The sequence below is a fragment of the Tannerella forsythia 92A2 genome (assembly GCF_000238215.1).
Taxonomy (GTDB): Bacteria; Bacteroidota; Bacteroidia; order Bacteroidales; family Tannerellaceae; genus Tannerella; species Tannerella forsythia.
Map to the genome: position 1 here is coordinate 2,543,462 of NC_016610.1, position 19,675 is coordinate 2,563,136.

Consider the following 19,675-nt stretch of genomic DNA (forward strand, 5'->3'; position numbering starts at 1 on the left):
ATTGTTTTTCTCCGGTTTTCCGGAGGGATATGATCAGAAGGCTGCCCCGTAAGTTTTTATGCGGGCAGCCTTTTTTGTATATCCCCGTGAACCAATTCATGCCGGTTTACAGTTCTTGCCGTATTGCGCTCGGGGGGGGGACATGTTTGGCTACAATTCTCGTCGATTGTAGGAGTATGTTGTGGAAACTATTTCAGGGAAGAACTTTTTTGAACGGTTTTTTTGCTATGTTTTACAACATAAAAAAAAATATTTTACGATTAAAAAATATAGGTGTATCTTTGCAGCGTCAACACAATTTTGAAAATCAATCGTGCAAACAAGCAAGACATATTCAGTTTATGCCGCATTTTTTGAAGATTATGGTAGGTGATGGGGCATATCTCCATGTGACAGACTTACCGGAAGAACGTTGAAGATTTTTAACGTGAAGTATATTTATATTGTATAACTAAAAATAAAAAAGCATGAAAGTAAAAAAACTTTTTGAGGCGAGAGGTTTACTTACACTGTTGCTGTGTATTTCGACACTTTCGCTTTCGGCGCAGACGATTACCGTGCGGGGAACCGTGACGGATCGGAACAATGAACCTTTGACCGGGGCTACCGTCGTGGTGGAAGGGAGTACGAGTCAGGGTACGGTGACGGATATCGACGGAAACTATACGCTGGCGGGCGTTAACAGCAAAGCGAGTCTCGAATTCAGCTACGTAGGTATGAAAGTTCAGAAAATAGCGGTCAACGGCCAAACGACAATTAACGTAACACTCGAAGAAGACAGCGAAGTACTGGGCGAAGTGGTGGTGACCGCGTTGGGAATGAAGCGTAGCCAGAAAGCATTAGGATATGCTATGAAAGAGATTAAAGGAGATGAATTGAATACGACGTTGATAAATCCTGTATCAGCGCTGCAAGGAAAAGTAGCTGGAGTGGAAATATCCGGTTCAGACGGAGGATTGTTCGGTTCGAGTAAGATTCTGATCCGTGGTGTTTCTACTTTGGGAAAGAATAATCAGCCTATCTATGTTGTCGATGGTGTTATCTTGAATAATGATATTAAAGAAGGGAATCCGGATTGGGATAGCAATAGCGGTGACTATGGCAATGAGTTGAAAAATCTGAATCCGGAAGACTTTGAAACGGTCTCCGTACTGAAGGGAGCTGCAGCAACTGCGCTTTATGGTTCCAGAGGAATGAATGGAGCGATTGTCATTACAACCAAATCCGGTAAGTCAAGTAAGGGTTTGGGGATACAGTTTACACAAACGTTGGGAGCCGATATTGTCACGTCATCTCCTCGTCTTCAGAGCGAGTTTGGAAATGGGACAATTGCTGGCTATGTCGGATACGGAGAAAAGGATGCTTCCGGGAATTATTATGCATTTGATTCGGAACATCAGTTTCCTCGTAATACGACAAAAAACAACATTCCCAGCTTGATACCCGATCAAGGATTGGCATGGGGGCCCGCATTTGATGGAAGCCAAATCGAATATTATGACGGTACGATGATTCCTTACAGAGGCATTTCTAACCGTTATAAAAAAGCATATCAGCCAGGATTTAATACAAATACAAATTTAGCAATAACCGGAGGAAATGAAAAAACAACGTTTTATACCTCTTTATCATATAAATATGCTGATGGTATTGTACCGAATAATAATTTCCAACGTTTATCTTTTATGGGTAAAGGAAGTCATAAGATTACCGATAAAATAGAATTGGAAGCAGGTATTACTTTTGCTAATTCTCAACCTAAAAATAGTCCAATTAATATTGGAGAAAATTTTGTAAATGGAACTTGGGGAGCCTCGTATGATCCTACAGAATTGAAAGATAAATATAAAGGAGAGCATGGTGGACTTGCGGAGTCTAAATATGGGGATCAATATGGTGTATATCCGGGCAGAGCGACATGGTGGAATATTTACGAAAACAATTACATGCGAAAAGAGACCTCTGTTCGTCCGTCAGTTAAATTGAATATTGATCTGACAGATTGGCTGCGTTTTAATATGGAGGGTAGTTACAATTACTACTATGTTCGTGCTGAACGTAAAAATCCGGGTAGCAATTATGCGAACGAAGGTGGTGAATATGCGATTGAACAGTCTGTGCGAGAACAAACCAATTTAAATGCCAATATACTTTTTAATAAAACGTTCGGCGATTGGGCATTTAATGGTTTTATCCGTGGTGAATATTATAATAACTTCGGTCAGGAACAGAATATGAAAACTAAAGAAGGTTTGATTGTTCCGAATCAATATTTCATTAAAAACTCCAAACAGACACCGGAATATAATGCTCGTATATTGGGAACAAAACGAATTCTCTCATTGGCTTTTCAAGCTGGATTCAGTTGGAAAGATTTGTTATTCATGGATGTAACCGGACGAAATGACTGGGCTTCTTCATTAGTATACAGTGATAAGCATGGTAACTATTCTTATTTTTATCCTTCCGTTAATGCTTCATGGTTAATATCTAATATGTTTAGAGAAGAACTTCCTGACTGGATTTCTTTTGCCAAAGTTCGCGGATCATGGGCGCAGGTCGGCAATGATACGGATCCGTATCTCGTCAATACAGCCTATAAACTTAATACATCGACGATGGCTAATAATAATAACTATTATGGACTTAAATTGTCGGATTCATCATATGATCAAAATTTGAAACCGGAGCGTAAAAACGCATGGGAGGTAGGTATAGATTGGCGTTTCTTTGACAATCGTATTGGTATTGATGCAACGTACTATAAAGAAAATACTTATAACCAGATAATGAGTATAGAAGTTCCCGGAGTCTCTGGCATCAAAAATCAGTTGATTAATGCTGGAAATATCGAAAATAGAGGGATTGAATTGGCATTGAATACAGTACCGTTCAGAAATGAAAACTGGGAATGGACATTAGATTTCACTTGGTCTAAGAATATGAATAAAATCATATCGCTGCATGAAAATGTAGCGGATTATATCCGGTTAAGCGGTGATGTATCATATGGTAATTATCGTATCGGTTCGGTTGCAAAAGTTGGTTCAGCATATGGATTACTTCTTACAGACAGTGAATTGAAGTATGATAAAAAATCCGGTTTACCTATTTTAGGTTGGAGAGATGCGCAAAGAACGGCTCACTACCTTCGTAACGAAGCAGAAATACAGGAAATCGGTTCGATGCTTCCTGATTTTATCGGAGGTATATCTACTGGTTTGACGTGGAAAAACTGGAATGTGAGAGTGGGGTTGGATATGCGTTTTGGAGGTTATGTTGCATCATATAATTCGCGTTACGGTACGGCTTACGGGTTTACTGAAAATTCATTGAAAGGACGTCCCGGGCATGGAGGAGTAGAATGGACTTCGAAATATGATGGTATTGCATACCGTGACGGAGTGATTCCAAATGGTATCCTTCCAGAGGGAACGAAAATAACACAACCAGACAAATCTGTTTATACTGTAGGTAAAGGAGGCGTATCTGATGCCGGAGAATCGTATGAAGAACTGATAAAAAAAGGGGTGATAGAACCGACACATGTATCTGGATGGACATATCGAAATAATGCATGGACAATGGCCGGCCGGAATTATGGTGTTGTAAACGAAGATTGGGTGAAAAAGTTGAATTATATTGCCCTGCGCGATGTGATGTTGTCATACCGTATGCCGACTAACATTTGTTCTAAATTGAATGCTAAAAGTATGAATTTGATATTAGCCGGTCATAACTTGGGATATCTGCTGAATACCGCTCCGAGTGGAGAAAATCCTGAATCTGTTTCTGGAACATCGGCCGCAGAATTCCGTATCCGTTCGTATACGGGAGTTACATCCAGTTTTACATTTACGGTAAATATTGGATTCTGAAAACTAATAAATGTCATCTCAAAAAAAAATAGATATATAACATTATGAAAGCATATAAAGTAATATTATCAGTTGGAGTAATAATACTTCTTTCTCTTGTCGGATGCAGGGATAATTTTGCTGAATTGAATCAAGATCCGAGTTCTGTTACAGAAGCGAATGTTTCTTATTTATTCTCTCAGGGAATATTAGAGTTTGAACCATCAGGTTATACGTATTGGTTTTATAATGCAGCAGAAATATACCAATGGATTCAAACCGGCGTACCTAGTGGCAGTGTTACAACAGATATTACAAATGGCGCCTCTTTTCAAGGTCTAAGAAGTATTGATGTTCTTAAATATGCAAATGAAATCAAGTATGCGCGGTCGACCATGAAAGAAGAAGATAGAGCCCAATATGAACAATGTGCTGCAGCATTAGACATCTTATGTGTATATTTAGGGTTATACGATACAGACTTTGTTGGTGATATCCCTCATACAGAAGCAGCACAAGCTATTCATGGAGGAACATTAACTCCTAAGTATGATACTGTAAATGATTTATACACTCTTTGGCTGAATAGTCTTGATCAGGCTATAAAGGCTTTTACTTCTCCTACGTCAAAGCAAGTGTTTATTGCAGTACAAGATCCTATTTATAATGGAGATGCTGCCAAATGGGCTAAACTGGCCAATTCATTAAAATTGAAATTAGCCGTTCGATTAATCTCTCAAGACAAGGGTAAGGCTTTAAAAATAGCAGAAGAGGTTATAGCTGCATCTTGTGGCGTATTGGATGGAGCAGGTGATGATTTTATATTTAACAAGGCCGTTAAGAATACGGAAAATGATGATTATGCTTATCATTGGCAAAATGGTATTCTGAATAACGTATCTCCATCTCAAAACGTAATTGATTTTATGGTTAAAAACCGAGACCCCCGTGTTCGTTTTATCTTTTTCAAAAATAGTTGGAATTCCCGTATTGTGGATTTGTTTTTTGAAGCTAAAAAACAAAATCAAATACCGAAATATATAATGGATAATATCGATTATGAAGTAGGTGCTGATGGTATGTATAAATTTAAAGCATGGAAAGGTGCCGGAGAGCCTTGGGTACGGTATTATGGTGTTCCTCTAGATTATGATGCAGCAAAAGAGACAGCTAAATTTGGTGATTGGTTTAATTGGGGAGAAAAGTGTAAGTATGATGATAAGCATACTTACAGACCTATATCCCAATTTATGTCGGAGATGATTTACGGCAGAAAGGATTTTACATATCCTACGCGTCCGAATGATCCTGTGATACAGACAAACAAGGAAGGAAGGCCATGGTATGGTATGTATATGACTACTGGTGAAGTCAATCTTTATTTAGCGGAACTTAAGCTATTAGGTGCAAACTTGCCGAAAATGGCTTCTGATTACTTTGATAAGGCTGTTAGAGCTTCTGTCGCTGAATATGACTATGTAGCAGGGAAAAACAAAATTCCGTATTATGACACAAATTATGGATATGATCCCAATGAAAAACCAATAAAACTAATGGATGGTGAGATTGATATATTGATGGGACATACAGATTATAAACTGACCGGCAATACAGTTGATGATTTGGAAAAAGTATATCTCCAACAACTATTTCACTTCTATTTGTCTCCAATTGATCAATATGCAACAGCACGTCGTTCGGGAATTCCGAAGTTTAACTCAGCTTTATTTCCTCGTAAAGCGTACACTCAAATACCGGTTACATCTATACCACGCCGGATGGCTTTAAGTGCGCCGTCTCCCACAGATTTGATGTATAATATCCTTGTAGAAGCATATAAGAGGCAAGGTTTTTCGATAGGATCCGGGCCAATATTGAATTCGGAACGTATATGGCAGGATAAGAATGCACCTCAATGGGGAGAGGGGCCGAAGTTATAAGCCTGTATTTTTTTTGTAATATAGCTTTATATAAGGAAAGAGGCTGTCTCAAAATGAAAGACAGCCTCTTTTTATTTTTATTTTTTATGATTATCCGTATTTATACCTAAATTCATTTCTATAGGTTACGCAAGCTACGAGCAATCTTCCAAAGAGAGCTTCTCCCCAGTATCTTCGATTAAACTTGTAACAGAATTCATCGAGATAGTTTTGCAGGAATTCGGGTTTGATGTCATGAAAAGTGTTTATCAGCTGCCTCTTGGCATTGCTGATGGCAATATGAACCCAGGGCAAGACCTCGCCTACTTTCTCTTTGGGGATAACCTGAGAGTTGTGTCTAGGTACAAAGTCTTTCAATTCCACATAAGAAGTAGAGTGATCCGTGTCAACTTCCCGCACATCTGCAGCTAATTCCTTAACCGCCTTGTTGATCGTTTCTTTCTTCAGGTCATCGATTACTTTCATTTTCAAATAGCCGACACTGCGGGGTTTTTGACCCCTTGCGGGCGATTCAACCATTTCACTTTCCGCCATAACCAGCACTTTGCTTTTTCTTTGGCTGCCACGTCCCCGTTTCAAGGGCTTATCTTTTTCCGCTTCGGGAGTCTCTGTGGAAAAATAACCTTCGTCCAGTTCAATGCGTCCTGCCAGTACATACTCATCGTCTCTTCTACCCATGACCTGACGAAGTTTGTGAACCATGTGCCAAATGGGATGGTAGCGATTATGACCCAATTGACGCTGAATCTCTTTGGCCGAAAAGGTCTTTTTCGTTGACGTGAGCAAATGCATGGCTATAAACCAGTAACGAAATGGAAGTTTCGATTTGTGCATAACGGTGCCACTCTTAAGCGTGATGCGTGTTTTACAGTGTTTACACTCGTATTGTTCCTTATCCTTTTTCCAATAATGAGAACTCCCGCCACATTTGGGACAAACCACGCCAACCTGGTCGCGATAGGCCTTAAACTTTTGCTTGCAACTTTCCTCGTCCGGAAAGTGAGTTAGAAAATCGATCAGTGTCATTGCCTTATTTTTTTTTGCAAAGATAATTGTTTTAGGTAAATATACGGAGATTCATTTTATATTTTTATGACGGGACTGTTGGTGCTTGCCAATGCTTGTTCCGATTTCGATGAGATCAACAATGATCCCAATGCAGCATCCGAAGATCAGATCAACGTGATGTGGATGCTTAATAAATCGATTACGGATGCTCAAATGGATCCTCATATCCATGAACGCATATTAGTCTATTACTGGATGGACGCTGCCAGAATGCAACGATTTGGTTATATTTCGCTGGGAAATAATAATGACGGATTTAATCATGATTATTTGAATAGTTATATATCCAATTGGATGAAATCGGCTAAACAGATGGTGGATCTGGCAGATAAACAACTTGCCGAAAACAAACTTACCGCGCCGCATGATATTGCCATGACAAAGAACATGAAAGAAGTCGGACGTATCTGGTATGTCTATTTGTTAAGCGAATTTACGGATAATTTCGGACCGGCTCCTCTGGATGCTTTCCAAACAAAAACACCGACGTATTCAAGCGTGAAAGACGTATATTATTTCATGCTTCAGGAATTGAAAGATGCTCAATCGAAAATTGATGTTTCCATAAAACCGGAAGACAGCGAGAAGAAATTCGATCGTGCTTACGAATTTGATTTTGCGAAATGGGTTAAATATGCCAATTCGATGCGGATGCGCTTAGCCATGCGTCTATCGGAAGTAGACCCTGCAAAAGCGAAAGCGGAATTTGAAGATGCTGCAAAGAACAGCTACATATCATCTATCGATGATGTATTCCGTGTCAAAGAACGTGATGGGTGGGATCCTCTGGCAGGAGTCATGTCTCGCGGGTGGAATACTTTCACAATGGGAGCAACGTTTGCAAATATTGTAGTTGGGTTAGGTGGCGTGAAAACATCCGATCTTCTGACGGCTGCTAAATACCAACCTTATATTAAGGCTAAGAACTATCTGGGACGTCGTCTGCAGGATCATTGGCCTTCTTATACGAACGATCCCTATACCGGATTCTTTATGGATGGTTTGCCTTATAGTATAGATCCCCGTTTCTTTACTGTTTACACGTTACCTTTGGATGATGAACATAGCTTTAATCCTACAACCGTTAAAAAAGATGGTAAAGATGTTGTAAACAAAGATTCGATTTTCTATCTGTATAAAGTTGCGGAGCAGGTTCCTGAAGGCGCCAAACCAACAAAAGTGGACTCGATCAATGTAAAATATGCGATCAATGGCTATTCTAATGGAAGCTGGGGAGATGCAGGTTCGGCCAACGGTGCGCTTTCGGTATCTTACAAGACAGCCCCTGTAATCTCAAAACAATATCGTAAAAGTGAAAACTATCGTGTGTTTTTCGGAAACTGGGAAAGTTTCTTTTTGATAGCGGAAGCAGCTCTCAGAGGATGGAATGTTGCTATGCCTGCCAAGACTGCATATGAAAATGGTATCAAAGCAAGTTTTGCTTATAATAAGGCAGACGAATCAAAACTTAGCGACTATCTGAAATCGGAAGATTACAACCGCGTGGGTACATCGGTTAACTGGGATCATACGGCAGAGCCTCCGGCATCTGTGGAAATGGATATTGTAAACGGATATACTCATAAGGCGGAAAAATACACGTATAAGTATCCGGTTGCTTCACAAACGCTTTATGGAAAGGCACTTAATGATCATTTAAGCAAAATTATTACACAGAAGTATATTGCGCAAATGCCTTGGCTGGCGTTAGAAGTGTGGAGCGATCATAGAAGATTAGGACTTCCGTTCTTTGAAAATCCTGCGGTTGAAAAACCGTTGACGAGAATGACATGGCTGACAAAAGACAATGTGAAAAACAGTCAGAGTTATAAATTCTTTTCACAAAGAATAAAATACCCGTCTTCTTTAGAGAATAGTAATCCGGAAGGATATAAACAAGCGATAGAGAAACTTGGAGAAAATGAGGTGTTTACTCCGCTCTGGTGGGCTAAACATTAATCACGGTAAAAGCTTAATCGCTTTATAACAAGGGGCTATCCGGAAAGTGAGAACTTGACGGATAGCCTTTGTTATTTTCAGGACGGTGTGATGTAGATGCTCGGATAGCCGGCAGTACTTTTTGTCCTCACATGGTTATCATAAAAAAGACGCTACATTTTCCGGAAAAACACACGTGTTTTTTTAAAAATGTAACGTCTTTTTCTTAAAGCACTCCGCTCTTTTGCGGAAGTGATATAACAGGTTTATGGATTCAAGATAGAAGTGCAATTTCCTCCGTCTTTCTGGTGTAGCGGAAAGGACGGAGGGAGGAAAGTCTGACAAGAGTCATTTGGCAATACCCTAAATAAGGGGGAAGCCTCCGTTTCTCCGAATGGATGAAGTAATTTTGTGTTGTTATGCATTATAATCATTTAACCCGTGAGCATAGATATGCAATTTATCTGGGATCAGAAGAAGGCAAAAGGCATGAAGCCATTGCTCGGCAGATAAATGTTCACCCCTCGTCTATATGTGTTAAAACATGCTGTAAATCAATCTTTTTTTTGTGTTGTAGTTGGCGTATGGTACAGGAAAATGCGGACATCTGCAAGGAATGTATGCTGGAGAACAAGAGCATTGCCCCAATTTCCTTAAGGAGGCATTGTCTCTTTTGATAAATGAAGATTGGTCTCCCAAACAAATCTCCGGATACCTTTCACTAAAGTCTGAACACATCTCACATGAAACGATATACAAAAGGATAAGGAGGCATACGCCTCATGACAGAAAGAGGCCATTGAGAATGAAAACAAACTTAAACTTATCAGGCAATACATACCAAAGGTACCGATTTTAGAGATGTGCCCATCTATTTTATTAAGGAGATACAATACAAAATCAACAGAAGACCAAGGGAAAAAATAAACTTTTCTACTCAAAAAAAGAAGTTCTTCAATTTAGTTTTGTATTTATTGTACTTGCCGATTGACTCTGCCGTCGGGAAATGACAGTAGGAGGGAAACAACCTACGTCATTTTCCTCCTACTCGATTAATCTGTAAGAATGAGTAAAATTGGGGAGAGGAGAGATCAGAATCTGATTTCCGTCAGTCCGTCGGCTGCCGCATTATATTCGGCAATCATCTGGGCCATGATTTGTCCGACCGGTTCGACCGTTCGGATCATGGATGCTGCTTGCCCGATTTCCAGTTCACCTTCATCCAGTTCGCCTTCGAAGATGCCTCGTTTGGCACGTCCCCGTCCGAGAAGTTGGGCGATTTCTTCGGCTGAGGCGCCGGCATTTTCGGCTTGCTCCACCTGACGGTAAAATTCGTTCCTGATCAGACGTGTAGGAGAAAGTTTCTTGAGTGAGAGTATCGTATCTCCCTCGTCGAGCGTAATACATTTCTGTTTGAATCGCTCGTGTGCCGAACTTTCCTCCGAAAGAGCAAAGCGCGTTCCTATCTGTACGCCTTCCGCACCTAGTGCCATTGCCGCCAGCATTCCCCGTCCCGAAGCAATGCCTCCGGCAGCAATCAGCGGCAGTGAGACGGCGCGACGCACTTGCGGGATAAGGGTCAGAGTGGTCGTTTCTTCGCGTCCATTATGTCCTCCGGCTTCAAATCCTTCGGCCACTACGGCATCGCATCCAGCCTCTTCACATTTGCGTGCAAAAGCGGTGCTACTGACTACGTGTACGACTTTGATTTTGTTTCTCTGTAACAGAGGCGTCCATTTCTTCGGACTTCCGGCCGAGGTGAAAACAATTTTAACCTTCTCACGCAAAATGATTTCGATGATACGATCCATTTCGGGATAGAGTAGAGGTACATTGATTCCCCATGGTTTGTCCGTGGCCCGATGCATCTTTCGGATATGTTCTTCGAGCGTTTCCGGATGCATCGAACCGGCACCCAGCAGCCCAAGTCCTCCGTGGTTGCTTACGGCCGAGGCCAGGCGCCAGCCGCTGCACCACACCATACCGCCCGAAATCATCGGGTAGCGGATTCCGAAAAGTTTTGTTATTCTGTTCATCGCTCACTCTTTTGTAGGTAAATAATCCATTCAAATCAGCCGGTAATATTCGGCTTTTCCAATCCGTATCCTTTCCGTTTGTCTTCGATCTTAAGCCAGAAGCCCATAACGAGTGCCAAAATGCCCAGCGAAGCCAACATCATGAGCGGATTCGTATAGTTATAAGAGACGGAGGCTACTTCGGGAGCTATAGTCCCGTCCGCCAGCTGCTGTACGATTTCGGGATTCGAGGCATTCAGTACTTTACCGATCAGTAGTGGGAAAAGCCATAATCCAATGTTTTGAATCCAGAAGATCAGGGCGTATGCCGATCCGATTACTTTGCTGTCGACCAACTTGGGCACACTGGGCCACAAGGCGGCGGGAACCAGAGAGAAAGAGGAACCGAGTACAAGAATCGTTACGAATGCCAGTGCGATACCGCCGATGTTGTTCCCTTTAAACTGGGGTAAAACGAATGCAAAAGTCAGGTGACAAATGATCAGGAGGATGGAGCCAAGCATTAACATCGTGGCTGCTTTTCCTTTGTTGTCTACATATTTACCCAGAATAGGCGTGATTCCTACTGCCAGCAGCGGGAATACGGCAAAGATTGACTCGGCCGATTGGCGTTCGTAGGACATGTAACAAAAGATGATCAGAAAGATGATTGAAGTAGCAAGCAAGGCTCCTTTCATAAGTCCTTTTTTGAAGTTACTGATGAATGATGTCGCCGCAACAACCAGCATCACGAAATATTGAATAAAGGCCACTTGGTCCGATGCCCAGAATGAAGACGGGTGAGGGGCTACAAAATCGATGTTGCATTGAAGCATATTCACGGCATACTTCTGAAATGGGAAGATGGCCGAATAATACAGCACACAAAGTAATGCCACGAGCCAGAAGACGCCGCTTGACAAGATTTTACCGAGATCACGTATTCTGAACGGATCGTCTTTCTCTTCTTCCTCGCCCGTTTGTGCATCCAGTTTTTTGTCCATAAAGAAGTAGACGATAAACATCATTAACGCAATTAACAGCAGAATGACTCCGAATGCGGCAGACCGTGAAACATCCGTGATACCGTACATTTTTGCAAACACAGGCGAAAAAATCATGCAAGTGGCAACCCCCAGACGGGCTAATGCCATTTCAGAGCCCATGGCCATGGCCATCTCGCGCCCTTTGAACCATTTCACAATTCCTCTCGAAACGGTAATGCCTGCCATCTCCACGCCGCAGCCGAAAATCATGAATCCGATGGCTGCAAACTTGGCCGACGCCGGCATTCCTCGATAAAAGGGGGAAACTCCTAACTCATCGAACAAAGGAATGTAATTCAGATGATCGGTAAACCATCTTTCCAGTTCGGAACCTTTGAACATTTCCGTGACGGCATACCAATTGATCGTTGCGCCGATAAGCATCACCAGACCCGATAAGAGTGCCGTGAAACGAACCCCCATTTTATCCAGAATAATCCCGGCTATGATAAGGAAGAAGATAAAGACATTGAGGAACGTTTCTGAACCCGCGTAAGTCCCGAAAGCGTCAGAATTCCATCCGCGTGTCGATTCTAATAAGTCTTTAATGGGGGAGAGGATGTCCATAAAAATGTATGAACAGAACATGGCAAAAGCTAAAAGCATCAGGGCCGTCCAACGTACCCAGTCTTTGTCCCTTAAAAGGGGTTGATTTTTTTCAGTCATAAGAATTTAGTTTGTTCGATTTATTTTCGTTGAATATTAGGAAACAGATGCAGAGCATCGGCTACAATGAACGTGCTGCCTCCGATAAAAATGAGATCGTCTTTACGAGCCTCTTCGGCTGCGGCTCGTACGGCTTCGCGCACCGTCGGGTAAGTCGTTCCATGCAGCCCGTATTTGAGAGCCTTTAGAGCAAGTTCTTTTTCAGGAAGGGCTCTCTTGACAGAGGCTTGGGTGAAGTAATACGATGCTTGCTTGGGCATCATACTTAAGACGCTGTCCACATCCTTGTCGCTTGCCATGCCGATCACGAGATGCAGGCGCGGATGATGTTCAAAGGCTTCGTTGAGCATTTGGCTTAAGTTCTCCCAAGCGCCGATATTGTGTCCCGTATCGCATATGACTGCAGGGGCATTTTGGATCGTTTGCCAACGTCCTATCAAGTCTGTCTCTTCCACTACTTTGGAAAACCCAATGGTCACTGAGTCAGGGTGTAACTTTACTCTTTGCTCTTTGAGTACGCGAATAGCCGTCAGTACGGTTTGTGCGTTTTCTTTTTGGAATGAGCCTCCTAATTCACCGTTGATTTCACCGAAATCGATCGATTCGAACCGCCATTTTCCATCCGGCATCATTTGTGCGGATCGCAAAGGCGCCTCGTCAGAGGCAAAGTAGATTGGTGCTCTCGATAGTTTCGCCTTATGGATAAAGACTTGTCGGACGTTAGCGTTGGAGGCATTTCCAATCACAACCGGTACGTGAGGCTTGATGATGCCAGCCTTCTCTTCGGCAATCCTCTCCGGAGTATTGCCCAGAAACTGCATGTGGTCCATGCTGATGTTGGTAATGATGCTCATGATAGGTGTCACGATATTGGTACTGTCCAACCGTCCGCCCAAACCTGTTTCGATGACGGCAAAATCAACTTTTTTATGCTTGAAATAGTCGAAGGCCATAGCCGAAGTCAACTCGAAGAACGAGGGGTTGATCGATTCGATCAACCCACGGTGGCTTTCGACAAAATCCACTACGTACTGCTGTGGGATTTTTTTTCCGTTTACCCGTATCCGTTCACAGAAGTCGGTCAGATGTGGCGAAGTATATAACCCTACTTTGTATTTCGATGTCCTCAAAATCGCCGCCAACAGATGGGATACGGAACCTTTCCCGTTTGTCCCCGCCACATGGATGATCCGATAGTTGCGGTGCGGACATCTCAATGCGTCGTCCAATGCGATGGCACGATCGAGTCCGGGCTTGTAAGCCGCTCCCCCGATATCTTGAAAGGAGGGGGTCCGCTCGTAAAGATATTGAAGTATTTCTTCGTATTTCATAATTTTAATTAGGGCGTAAATATAAAGACTTATTTACGATTGGAACAAGAATAGATGCTAAAAAAATGACAAATTGCTCGATTTCTTTTATTTTTCTCTACAAAAAGGACACTAAAGAGTCGTTTTAGCGCATTTTAGACTTGTTTTTTTCTTTTTTATCATGATTGTTTCCTGAAAAAGTCGTTAATTAGCGACCGAATTAACAACATCATGATTAAAGCATCAAAGCTATGGGAGTAAAGAAAAATTTTGTATTGGATACGAATGTGATTCTTCACGATTATAAATGTATCGAACATTTTCAGGAAAACGACGTTTATCTTCCGATCGTCGTATTGGAAGAGTTGGACAAGTTCAAAAAGGGTAGCAGTCAGTTGAATTACAACGCGCGGGAATTTGTGCGTGAGTTAGACCGGTTGACTTCCAGTGATCTGTTTCTGAAAGGTGCATCGCTGGGCGAGGGAAAAGGTATGCTTTATGTTGTGACGGGCGATAAGTATCAGGATAAGATTGCCACCTCGTTTCCGGAGCGTGTTCCGGATCATCGTATTCTTTCGTGTGCTTATACCGTGGGCTGTGAACATCCTGAGATGAAAACGATTCTGGTGACCAAGGACATCAATATGCGTATGAAAGCGCGCGCGCTCGGCATCGCCGTCGAGGATTATATCACAGATAAGGTAAAGAATACGGATTTGTTTAAAGATACGCAGGACACGTATGAAAATGTGGATCCCGACCTGATCGATCAACTTTACTCGTCGTTCGACGGGGTAGATGCCTCTCAATTTGACTTTGCCGATACATTACAACCGAATGCGTGTTTTATCATGAAAAGTTCGCGTAGCTCAGTGTTGGCACGGTACAATCCGTTTACGGAGAGGATCAAGAAGGTCGATAAGGGCACGAGAAATTATGGCATTCAACCGCGTAATGCCGAGCAGAGCTTTGCTTTTGAAGTTTTGAACGACCCAAACATTAAGTTAATAGGGATTACGGGCAAGGCCGGTACGGGTAAGACGCTTTTGGCGCTCGCCTCGGCACTGCATCAGATGCAGAGTTACAAACAGATTCTTTTGGCTCGCCCGATCGTCTCGCTGGCGAACAAGGATATTGGTTTTCTTCCGGGTACCGAAAAAGAGAAGGTGGCGCCATATATGCAGCCGTTGTTTGATAACCTGAATGTGATCAAATCACAATTTTCGCCATCGGCGAAAGAAGTTCGCCAACTCGAAGAATTACAAAAGGAGGAACGGCTGGTGATCGAGGCGTTGGCGTTTATTCGCGGGCGCAGCCTCTCCGAAACGTTCTGTATCGTCGATGAGGCGCAGAACCTGACACCGCACGAAATCAAAACAATCGTGACGCGCACGGGCGAAGGAACGAAGATGGTTTTTACCGGCGATATTCAGCAGATCGATTCTCCTTATCTTGATGCGCAAAGCAACGGACTGGCTTATATGATTGATAAGATGCGCGGGCAAAATCTGTTTGCTCATATCAATTTGGTGAAGGGCGAACGAAGCGAATTGGCCGAGTTGGCCTCAGACCTGCTCTGATCGGTTCGTCTGTGTCATCAGCATATCCGGTAAGATGTCAAGGGAAAAAGATTTGAAAAATATTACGGTATGGAGTTTCATCGGAAACTTTTTATTGCTGGTGTTTAAGTTTGTCGCCGGCCTGTGGGGACATAGCAGTGCGATGCTGGCCGATGCCGTCCATTCATTGTCCGACTTTGTCACCGACGTGGTTGTATTTATTTGTATTCATTTATCCTCAAGACCGAGGGACGATGATCATGATTACGGACATGGGAAATATGAGACATTGGCAACGTCGGTGATCGGAGTGATTTTACTGTTCGTAGGTGTGGGGATCTTTTGGAACGGGGCAAGTAAAATCTATGGTTTTTATGTATTGGACGAGCCGATCGCATCGCCGGGAAAGATTGCGTTGATCGCGGCGTTGGTTTCAATTCTGGTTAAGGAGTTGTTGTTTCAGGTCACTGCTGCGGTAGGGAATCGTTACGACAGTCAGACAGTTATTGCCAATGCTTGGCATCATCACTCGGATGCTCTTTCGTCCGTCGCAACGGCAGTCGGTATTGCGGGGGCGATTTGGCTCGGAGACGGTTGGACGGTACTCGATCCTCTTGCCGCCCTCGTCGTAAGCGTGCTGGTCGTCAAGGTTGCCATCCGATTGACCGTGCCGGCCATTAACGATTTGTTGGAAAAATCTCTGCCTGAAGAGATCGAAAACGAGATTTTGGACACCATCGGATCGGTGGACAAGGTGCAAGACCCTCATCATCTACAGACGCGCAGGATCGGGAACGATTACGCTATCGAGGCACATATTCGTGTGGATGGCCGGATGGCGGTCAATGAAGCGCACGAAATCATGAGCCGAGTCGAACGGAAGCTACGTGAAAAATACGGACAGGGAACGCACATCACGCTTCATGTTGAGCCGGTGAAACAGCCCTCGAAAACTCTTTAGCAAGGTTGTTGGAAGGAAAAAGATTCCTTATTTTTTTCTCTGTGATATTTTTCCAGTCCTTCGCGTCTCAGCTGACAGGCAGGGCATTCGCCGCAGCCGTCTCCCACGATGCCGTTGTAGCAAGTGAGTGTCTCGCGCCGTATCAGGTCGAAGACGCCCAGTTCATCGGCAAGCTCCCACACACCCGCTTTATCGAGCCACATCAGCGGGGTATGGATGACGAATGATTTGTCCATTGCCAAATTCAGCGTCACATTGAGCGATTTGACAAACGCATCCCGACAGTCGGGGTACCCGCTGAAATCGGTCTGCGACACGCCCGTCACCAGATGACGGATGGCGTGTTCGCTCGCATAGACGGCCGCGATACTGAGGAAAAATAAATTTCGGCCGGGGACGAACGTATTCGGAACGCTGTCCGCCGGTTTTTCTTTATCCATCGTCAGCGTAGGATCGGTCAAGGCGTTTCTGCCCAGACCACCGACGAACGACACGTCCATCACCTCACATTCTACCGAGGCCTGACGAGTTATTTCGCGTGCCACATCGACTTCGGCGCGATGCTTCTGACCGTAGAGAAACGTTAACGCCCGTACTTCTTTAAAATGCTTTTTCGCCCAATAAAGGCACGTCGTCGAATCTTGTCCGCCGCTAAAGACGACCAGCGCTATCTCGTCTTTCATCATGACGATTAAATTTCATTTACTTTCAATACATTGTACGAGACGTTCTCATCATATACGTCGGAACCGTCTACCTTTTTGATATATTTTACGACACGGATAGTAACGGGAAGGATGATGATTTCGTAAAGTGTTTTGAGTATGGCCTGTACAATAATCATCTTTAGTAGTTCGTTAACAGGCATCAATCCTCCGAATGCGATGGGGAAAAAGAGAATTGAGTCCGCACTTTCGCCTGCCAGGGTCGATAAGACGGCGCGATAAGAGAAATGTTTACCTTGCGAAGCAATTTTCATACGACTCATTACGTAGGCATTCAGGAACGAACCGATGAGAAAAGCAAGCAAACTGGCTGCTACGATACGCGGCGCGAGTCCGAATACGAAGTTAAACGCTTCTTCTCCTTCCCAGAAAGGAGCGCCGGGCAACTGAATAGCCAACTGACTCAGACCAACGACAAGAAAGTTCATCGCAAACCCCATCCAGATAATCAGACGTGCTTTACGATAGCCCCACACTTCGACGATACAGTCGTTGATGATATACGAAATTGGAAATACGAGCAACCCCGCGGTGACGGAGATCGAACCGATACCGGGAATTATCCCGAGCTGAATCAGTTTGGTTTCCAATAAATTTGATGCTACAAGGCATACGCAGAAAAGGATGCCGAACATCATAAACGATACAGATACTTTATTCTTCATTATTCTTGTTTTTTACGTGGTGTTCAAGCACACGGTCGCAGCAACTGTGCGACAAACCACTACATCACCCTTTTTAGGAAAATGCGGGCGCAAAGGTACGATTTATTTTCACACAAACGCTTTCGGGGCTTTTATTTTTTTCGGGGAAGCGTTACTTTTGTCTCTCGTACGATAATTAAAATCAGATTGCTATGAAACGTTACGGAAGTATCATCGGCGTAAGGCCGGAAAAACTGGAAGAATACAAAAAGTTACATGCGGCAGTGTGGCCGGAGGTTTTACGAACCATTCGCGAATGCCATATTCGCAATTATTCGATTTATTACAAAGACGGGCTGCTGTTCAGTTACTACGAATATGTAGGGACGGATTACGAGGCCGACATGAAGAAAATGGCTGCCGATCCGGTCACACAAAAGTGGTGGACGTTCTGCGAACCGTGCCAGCAACCGCTTGATACACGCGCTGACGGGGAATGGTGGGCCGTAATGGAAGAAGTGTTCCATACGGACTGATCCCTATCGACCGATCGACGGTCATTTATTTTCTTCAGTTTAACATGTACGCGAAACATGGATTTATCGTATCTTCCTCTATAAATCCTTTTTTTTGCGGCTTAAAAAGCACTCTTATTGTTTGTTTACATTACTTTAGCACAATAAAGATGCTAAGGAAAGAAGCAGGTCTTTCGTCCAAATATAATTATGGTATTGTTAAATTTATATAGTACTATTATCTTTGCTGAAAAAAAACTATGGATTGTCCAAGATGTGGAAGCATAAATCATCGTAAAGATGGCATTGTCGGTGGTCGTCAGCGCCATTATTGTAAAGATTGTCATTATCGTTATACTGTTCAACAGAAATCTAATACAAAATCAGCTGCTACTCGTAGATTAGCTTTGGAGATGTACTTGGAGGGCTTAGGTTTTAGAGCAATCGGACGCATATTGAAAATAAGTCATACAATTGTTTACTATTGGGTAAAAGAATGGGGTGAAAGGGTGGCTTTACCACAAAAAGAGGGACCTGTTTCAGTTGTTGAATTAGATGAGATGCACACATATATAGGTTCAAAAAAAACTACTGTTGGGTATGGATTGCTGTTGATCGATTTGGAAAACGATTTATCTCTTTTGTCTGTGGGGAGAGAAGCACAGATACAGGGATGAAGCTTTGGAAGAAGATAAAAAACATTCCTGCATCTGTGTATTATTCTGACTATTGGAAGAGCTATAAGGAATTTCTTCCTAATGTAAAACACATTCAAACGAAGGCAGAAACTTATACAGTCGAAGGTTATAATAGCAGAATAAGGCATTATTTAGCAAGGTTCAAACGAAAAGGGAAGTGTTATAGTAAGGCAAAACATATGATAGAAAAATCCCTAAAATTACTTTTTCTAAAACTAAACAACGAGCTAGCTATATGTGTTTAACAATACCTCTTTATTTATTCCACAGACTGTACCGATTTCTTTAAGGTATTCGTTCATCTTTTGGTTTGTCATCACAGGAAGCACTTTATCATCAGGTAATTTACCCGAATATTTAGCAATCAACTGTTTGGGTATCTCAAGTAACGGGACATGATAACTTATTCCTGTTTTTTCACGTTTGCCCATTATCCATAAACCGTCGTCAAAAGAAGTACGGATGTCGGTTGTTCGTAAATTCTTAACGTCTATATAAGCAAGACCCGTATAACAACTGAAAATGAATATATCTCTGACACGTTCCAAGCGTTCCGAAGCAAACTGTTTATTCATAATTATATCTACTTCCTCTTGCGTCAGATAACCGCGATCGGTTTTCTTAAACTTTATCTTGAAGTTTACAAAAGGGTCAATATGTATCCAGCCGTTGTTCTTTGCCAAAAGAATAATCGTGCGAAAACATTGTAAAAATTTTGCGGTAGTCAATACTT

The 19,675-nt window shown here is 42.8% G+C and carries 15 protein-coding genes; 8 read left to right on the forward strand and 7 right to left on the reverse strand.

Annotation, left to right across the window (positions count from 1 at the left end):
• Positions 1-176 precede the first annotated feature (176 nt).
• Genes BFO_RS15655 through BFO_RS10325 form a run of 3 tightly spaced genes read left to right on the forward strand, consistent with a single transcriptional unit; the run spans position 177 to position 5,797 of the window.
• On the forward strand, positions 177-416 hold the full coding sequence (locus BFO_RS15655; RefSeq protein WP_060828125.1) for a hypothetical protein: 240 nt from the start codon (positions 177-179) through the stop codon (positions 414-416).
• A 51-nt stretch (positions 417-467) separates the two neighbouring features.
• Positions 468-3,878 (forward strand): SusC/RagA family TonB-linked outer membrane protein, encoded by a 3,411-nt coding sequence (locus tag BFO_RS10320; protein ID WP_014225660.1) that lies wholly within the window; start codon positions 468-470, stop codon positions 3,876-3,878.
• Positions 3,879-3,922: 44 nt separating this feature from the next.
• Complete coding sequence (locus BFO_RS10325; RefSeq protein WP_014225661.1) at positions 3,923-5,797, forward strand: SusD/RagB family nutrient-binding outer membrane lipoprotein; 1,875 nt, start codon at positions 3,923-3,925, stop codon at positions 5,795-5,797.
• Positions 5,798-5,887: 90 nt separating this feature from the next.
• Here the strand turns inward: BFO_RS10325 and BFO_RS10330 are convergent, their stop codons facing one another.
• Positions 5,888-6,823 (reverse strand): IS1595 family transposase, encoded by a 936-nt coding sequence (locus BFO_RS10330; RefSeq protein ID WP_014225663.1) that lies wholly within the window; start codon positions 6,821-6,823, stop codon positions 5,888-5,890.
• Between the two features lie 66 nt (positions 6,824-6,889).
• On the opposite strand from BFO_RS10330, the gene BFO_RS10335 reads away from it, so the two are divergent.
• On the forward strand, positions 6,890-8,824 hold the full coding sequence (locus BFO_RS10335; protein ID WP_014225664.1) for a SusD/RagB family nutrient-binding outer membrane lipoprotein: 1,935 nt from the start codon (positions 6,890-6,892) through the stop codon (positions 8,822-8,824).
• 1,070 nt (positions 8,825-9,894) lie between these two features.
• Here the strand turns inward: BFO_RS10335 and BFO_RS10340 are convergent.
• Genes BFO_RS10340 through BFO_RS10350 form a run of 3 tightly spaced genes read right to left on the reverse strand, consistent with a single transcriptional unit; the run spans position 9,895 to position 13,861 of the window.
• Positions 9,895-10,839, reverse strand: coding sequence for an NAD(P)H-dependent flavin oxidoreductase (locus BFO_RS10340; protein WP_014225666.1), 945 nt, complete (start codon positions 10,837-10,839; stop codon positions 9,895-9,897).
• Positions 10,840-10,874: 35 nt separating this feature from the next.
• Positions 10,875-12,530: an MFS transporter gene (locus BFO_RS10345; RefSeq protein WP_014225667.1), complete on the reverse strand. Its 1,656-nt coding sequence runs from the start codon at positions 12,528-12,530 to the stop codon at positions 10,875-10,877.
• Positions 12,531-12,550: 20 nt separating this feature from the next.
• The gene (locus BFO_RS10350) at positions 12,551-13,861 is read right to left on the reverse strand and encodes a bifunctional folylpolyglutamate synthase/dihydrofolate synthase (protein WP_014225668.1); all 1,311 of its coding nucleotides are present in this window, start codon (positions 13,859-13,861) and stop codon (positions 12,551-12,553) included.
• Between the two features lie 230 nt (positions 13,862-14,091).
• On the opposite strand from BFO_RS10350, the gene BFO_RS10355 reads away from it, so the two are divergent.
• Both BFO_RS10355 and BFO_RS10360 read left to right on the forward strand, forming a co-directional pair.
• A complete protein-coding gene (locus BFO_RS10355) occupies positions 14,092-15,420 on the forward strand; it encodes a PhoH family protein (protein ID WP_014225669.1) in 1,329 nt (442 codons plus the stop codon).
• 34 nt (positions 15,421-15,454) lie between these two features.
• A complete protein-coding gene (locus BFO_RS10360) occupies positions 15,455-16,360 on the forward strand; it encodes a cation diffusion facilitator family transporter (RefSeq protein WP_014225670.1) in 906 nt (301 codons plus the stop codon).
• Here the strand turns inward: BFO_RS10360 and queC are convergent.
• Complete coding sequence (queC, locus tag BFO_RS10365) at positions 16,357-17,043, reverse strand: 7-cyano-7-deazaguanine synthase QueC (RefSeq protein WP_014225671.1); 687 nt, start codon at positions 17,041-17,043, stop codon at positions 16,357-16,359. The two genes, BFO_RS10360 and queC, sit on opposite strands and share 4 nt — an antisense overlap.
• 8 nt (positions 17,044-17,051) lie before the next feature.
• Positions 17,052-17,750: a queuosine precursor transporter gene (locus BFO_RS10370; RefSeq protein WP_014225672.1), complete on the reverse strand. Its 699-nt coding sequence runs from the start codon at positions 17,748-17,750 to the stop codon at positions 17,052-17,054.
• A gap of 191 nt (positions 17,751-17,941) precedes the next feature.
• Between BFO_RS10370 and BFO_RS10375 the strand changes: the two genes are divergently transcribed.
• Positions 17,942-18,265, forward strand: coding sequence for an L-rhamnose mutarotase (locus BFO_RS10375; RefSeq protein ID WP_014225673.1), 324 nt, complete (start codon positions 17,942-17,944; stop codon positions 18,263-18,265).
• A gap of 239 nt (positions 18,266-18,504) precedes the next feature.
• Positions 18,505-19,187, forward strand: a protein-coding gene (locus tag BFO_RS15090) for an IS1 family transposase (protein WP_099046123.1) whose coding sequence is annotated in 2 segments (ribosomal slippage) — positions 18,505-18,832 and positions 18,832-19,187 — 684 coding nt in all. Because the reading frame shifts where the segments join, the coding sequence is not laid out codon by codon here.
• Here BFO_RS15090 and BFO_RS16200 read toward each other — a convergent pair.
• Positions 19,170-19,625: a site-specific integrase gene (locus tag BFO_RS16200; protein WP_052299278.1), complete on the reverse strand. Its 456-nt coding sequence runs from the start codon at positions 19,623-19,625 to the stop codon at positions 19,170-19,172. The two genes, BFO_RS15090 and BFO_RS16200, sit on opposite strands and share 18 nt — an antisense overlap.
• Positions 19,626-19,675 lie beyond the last annotated feature (50 nt).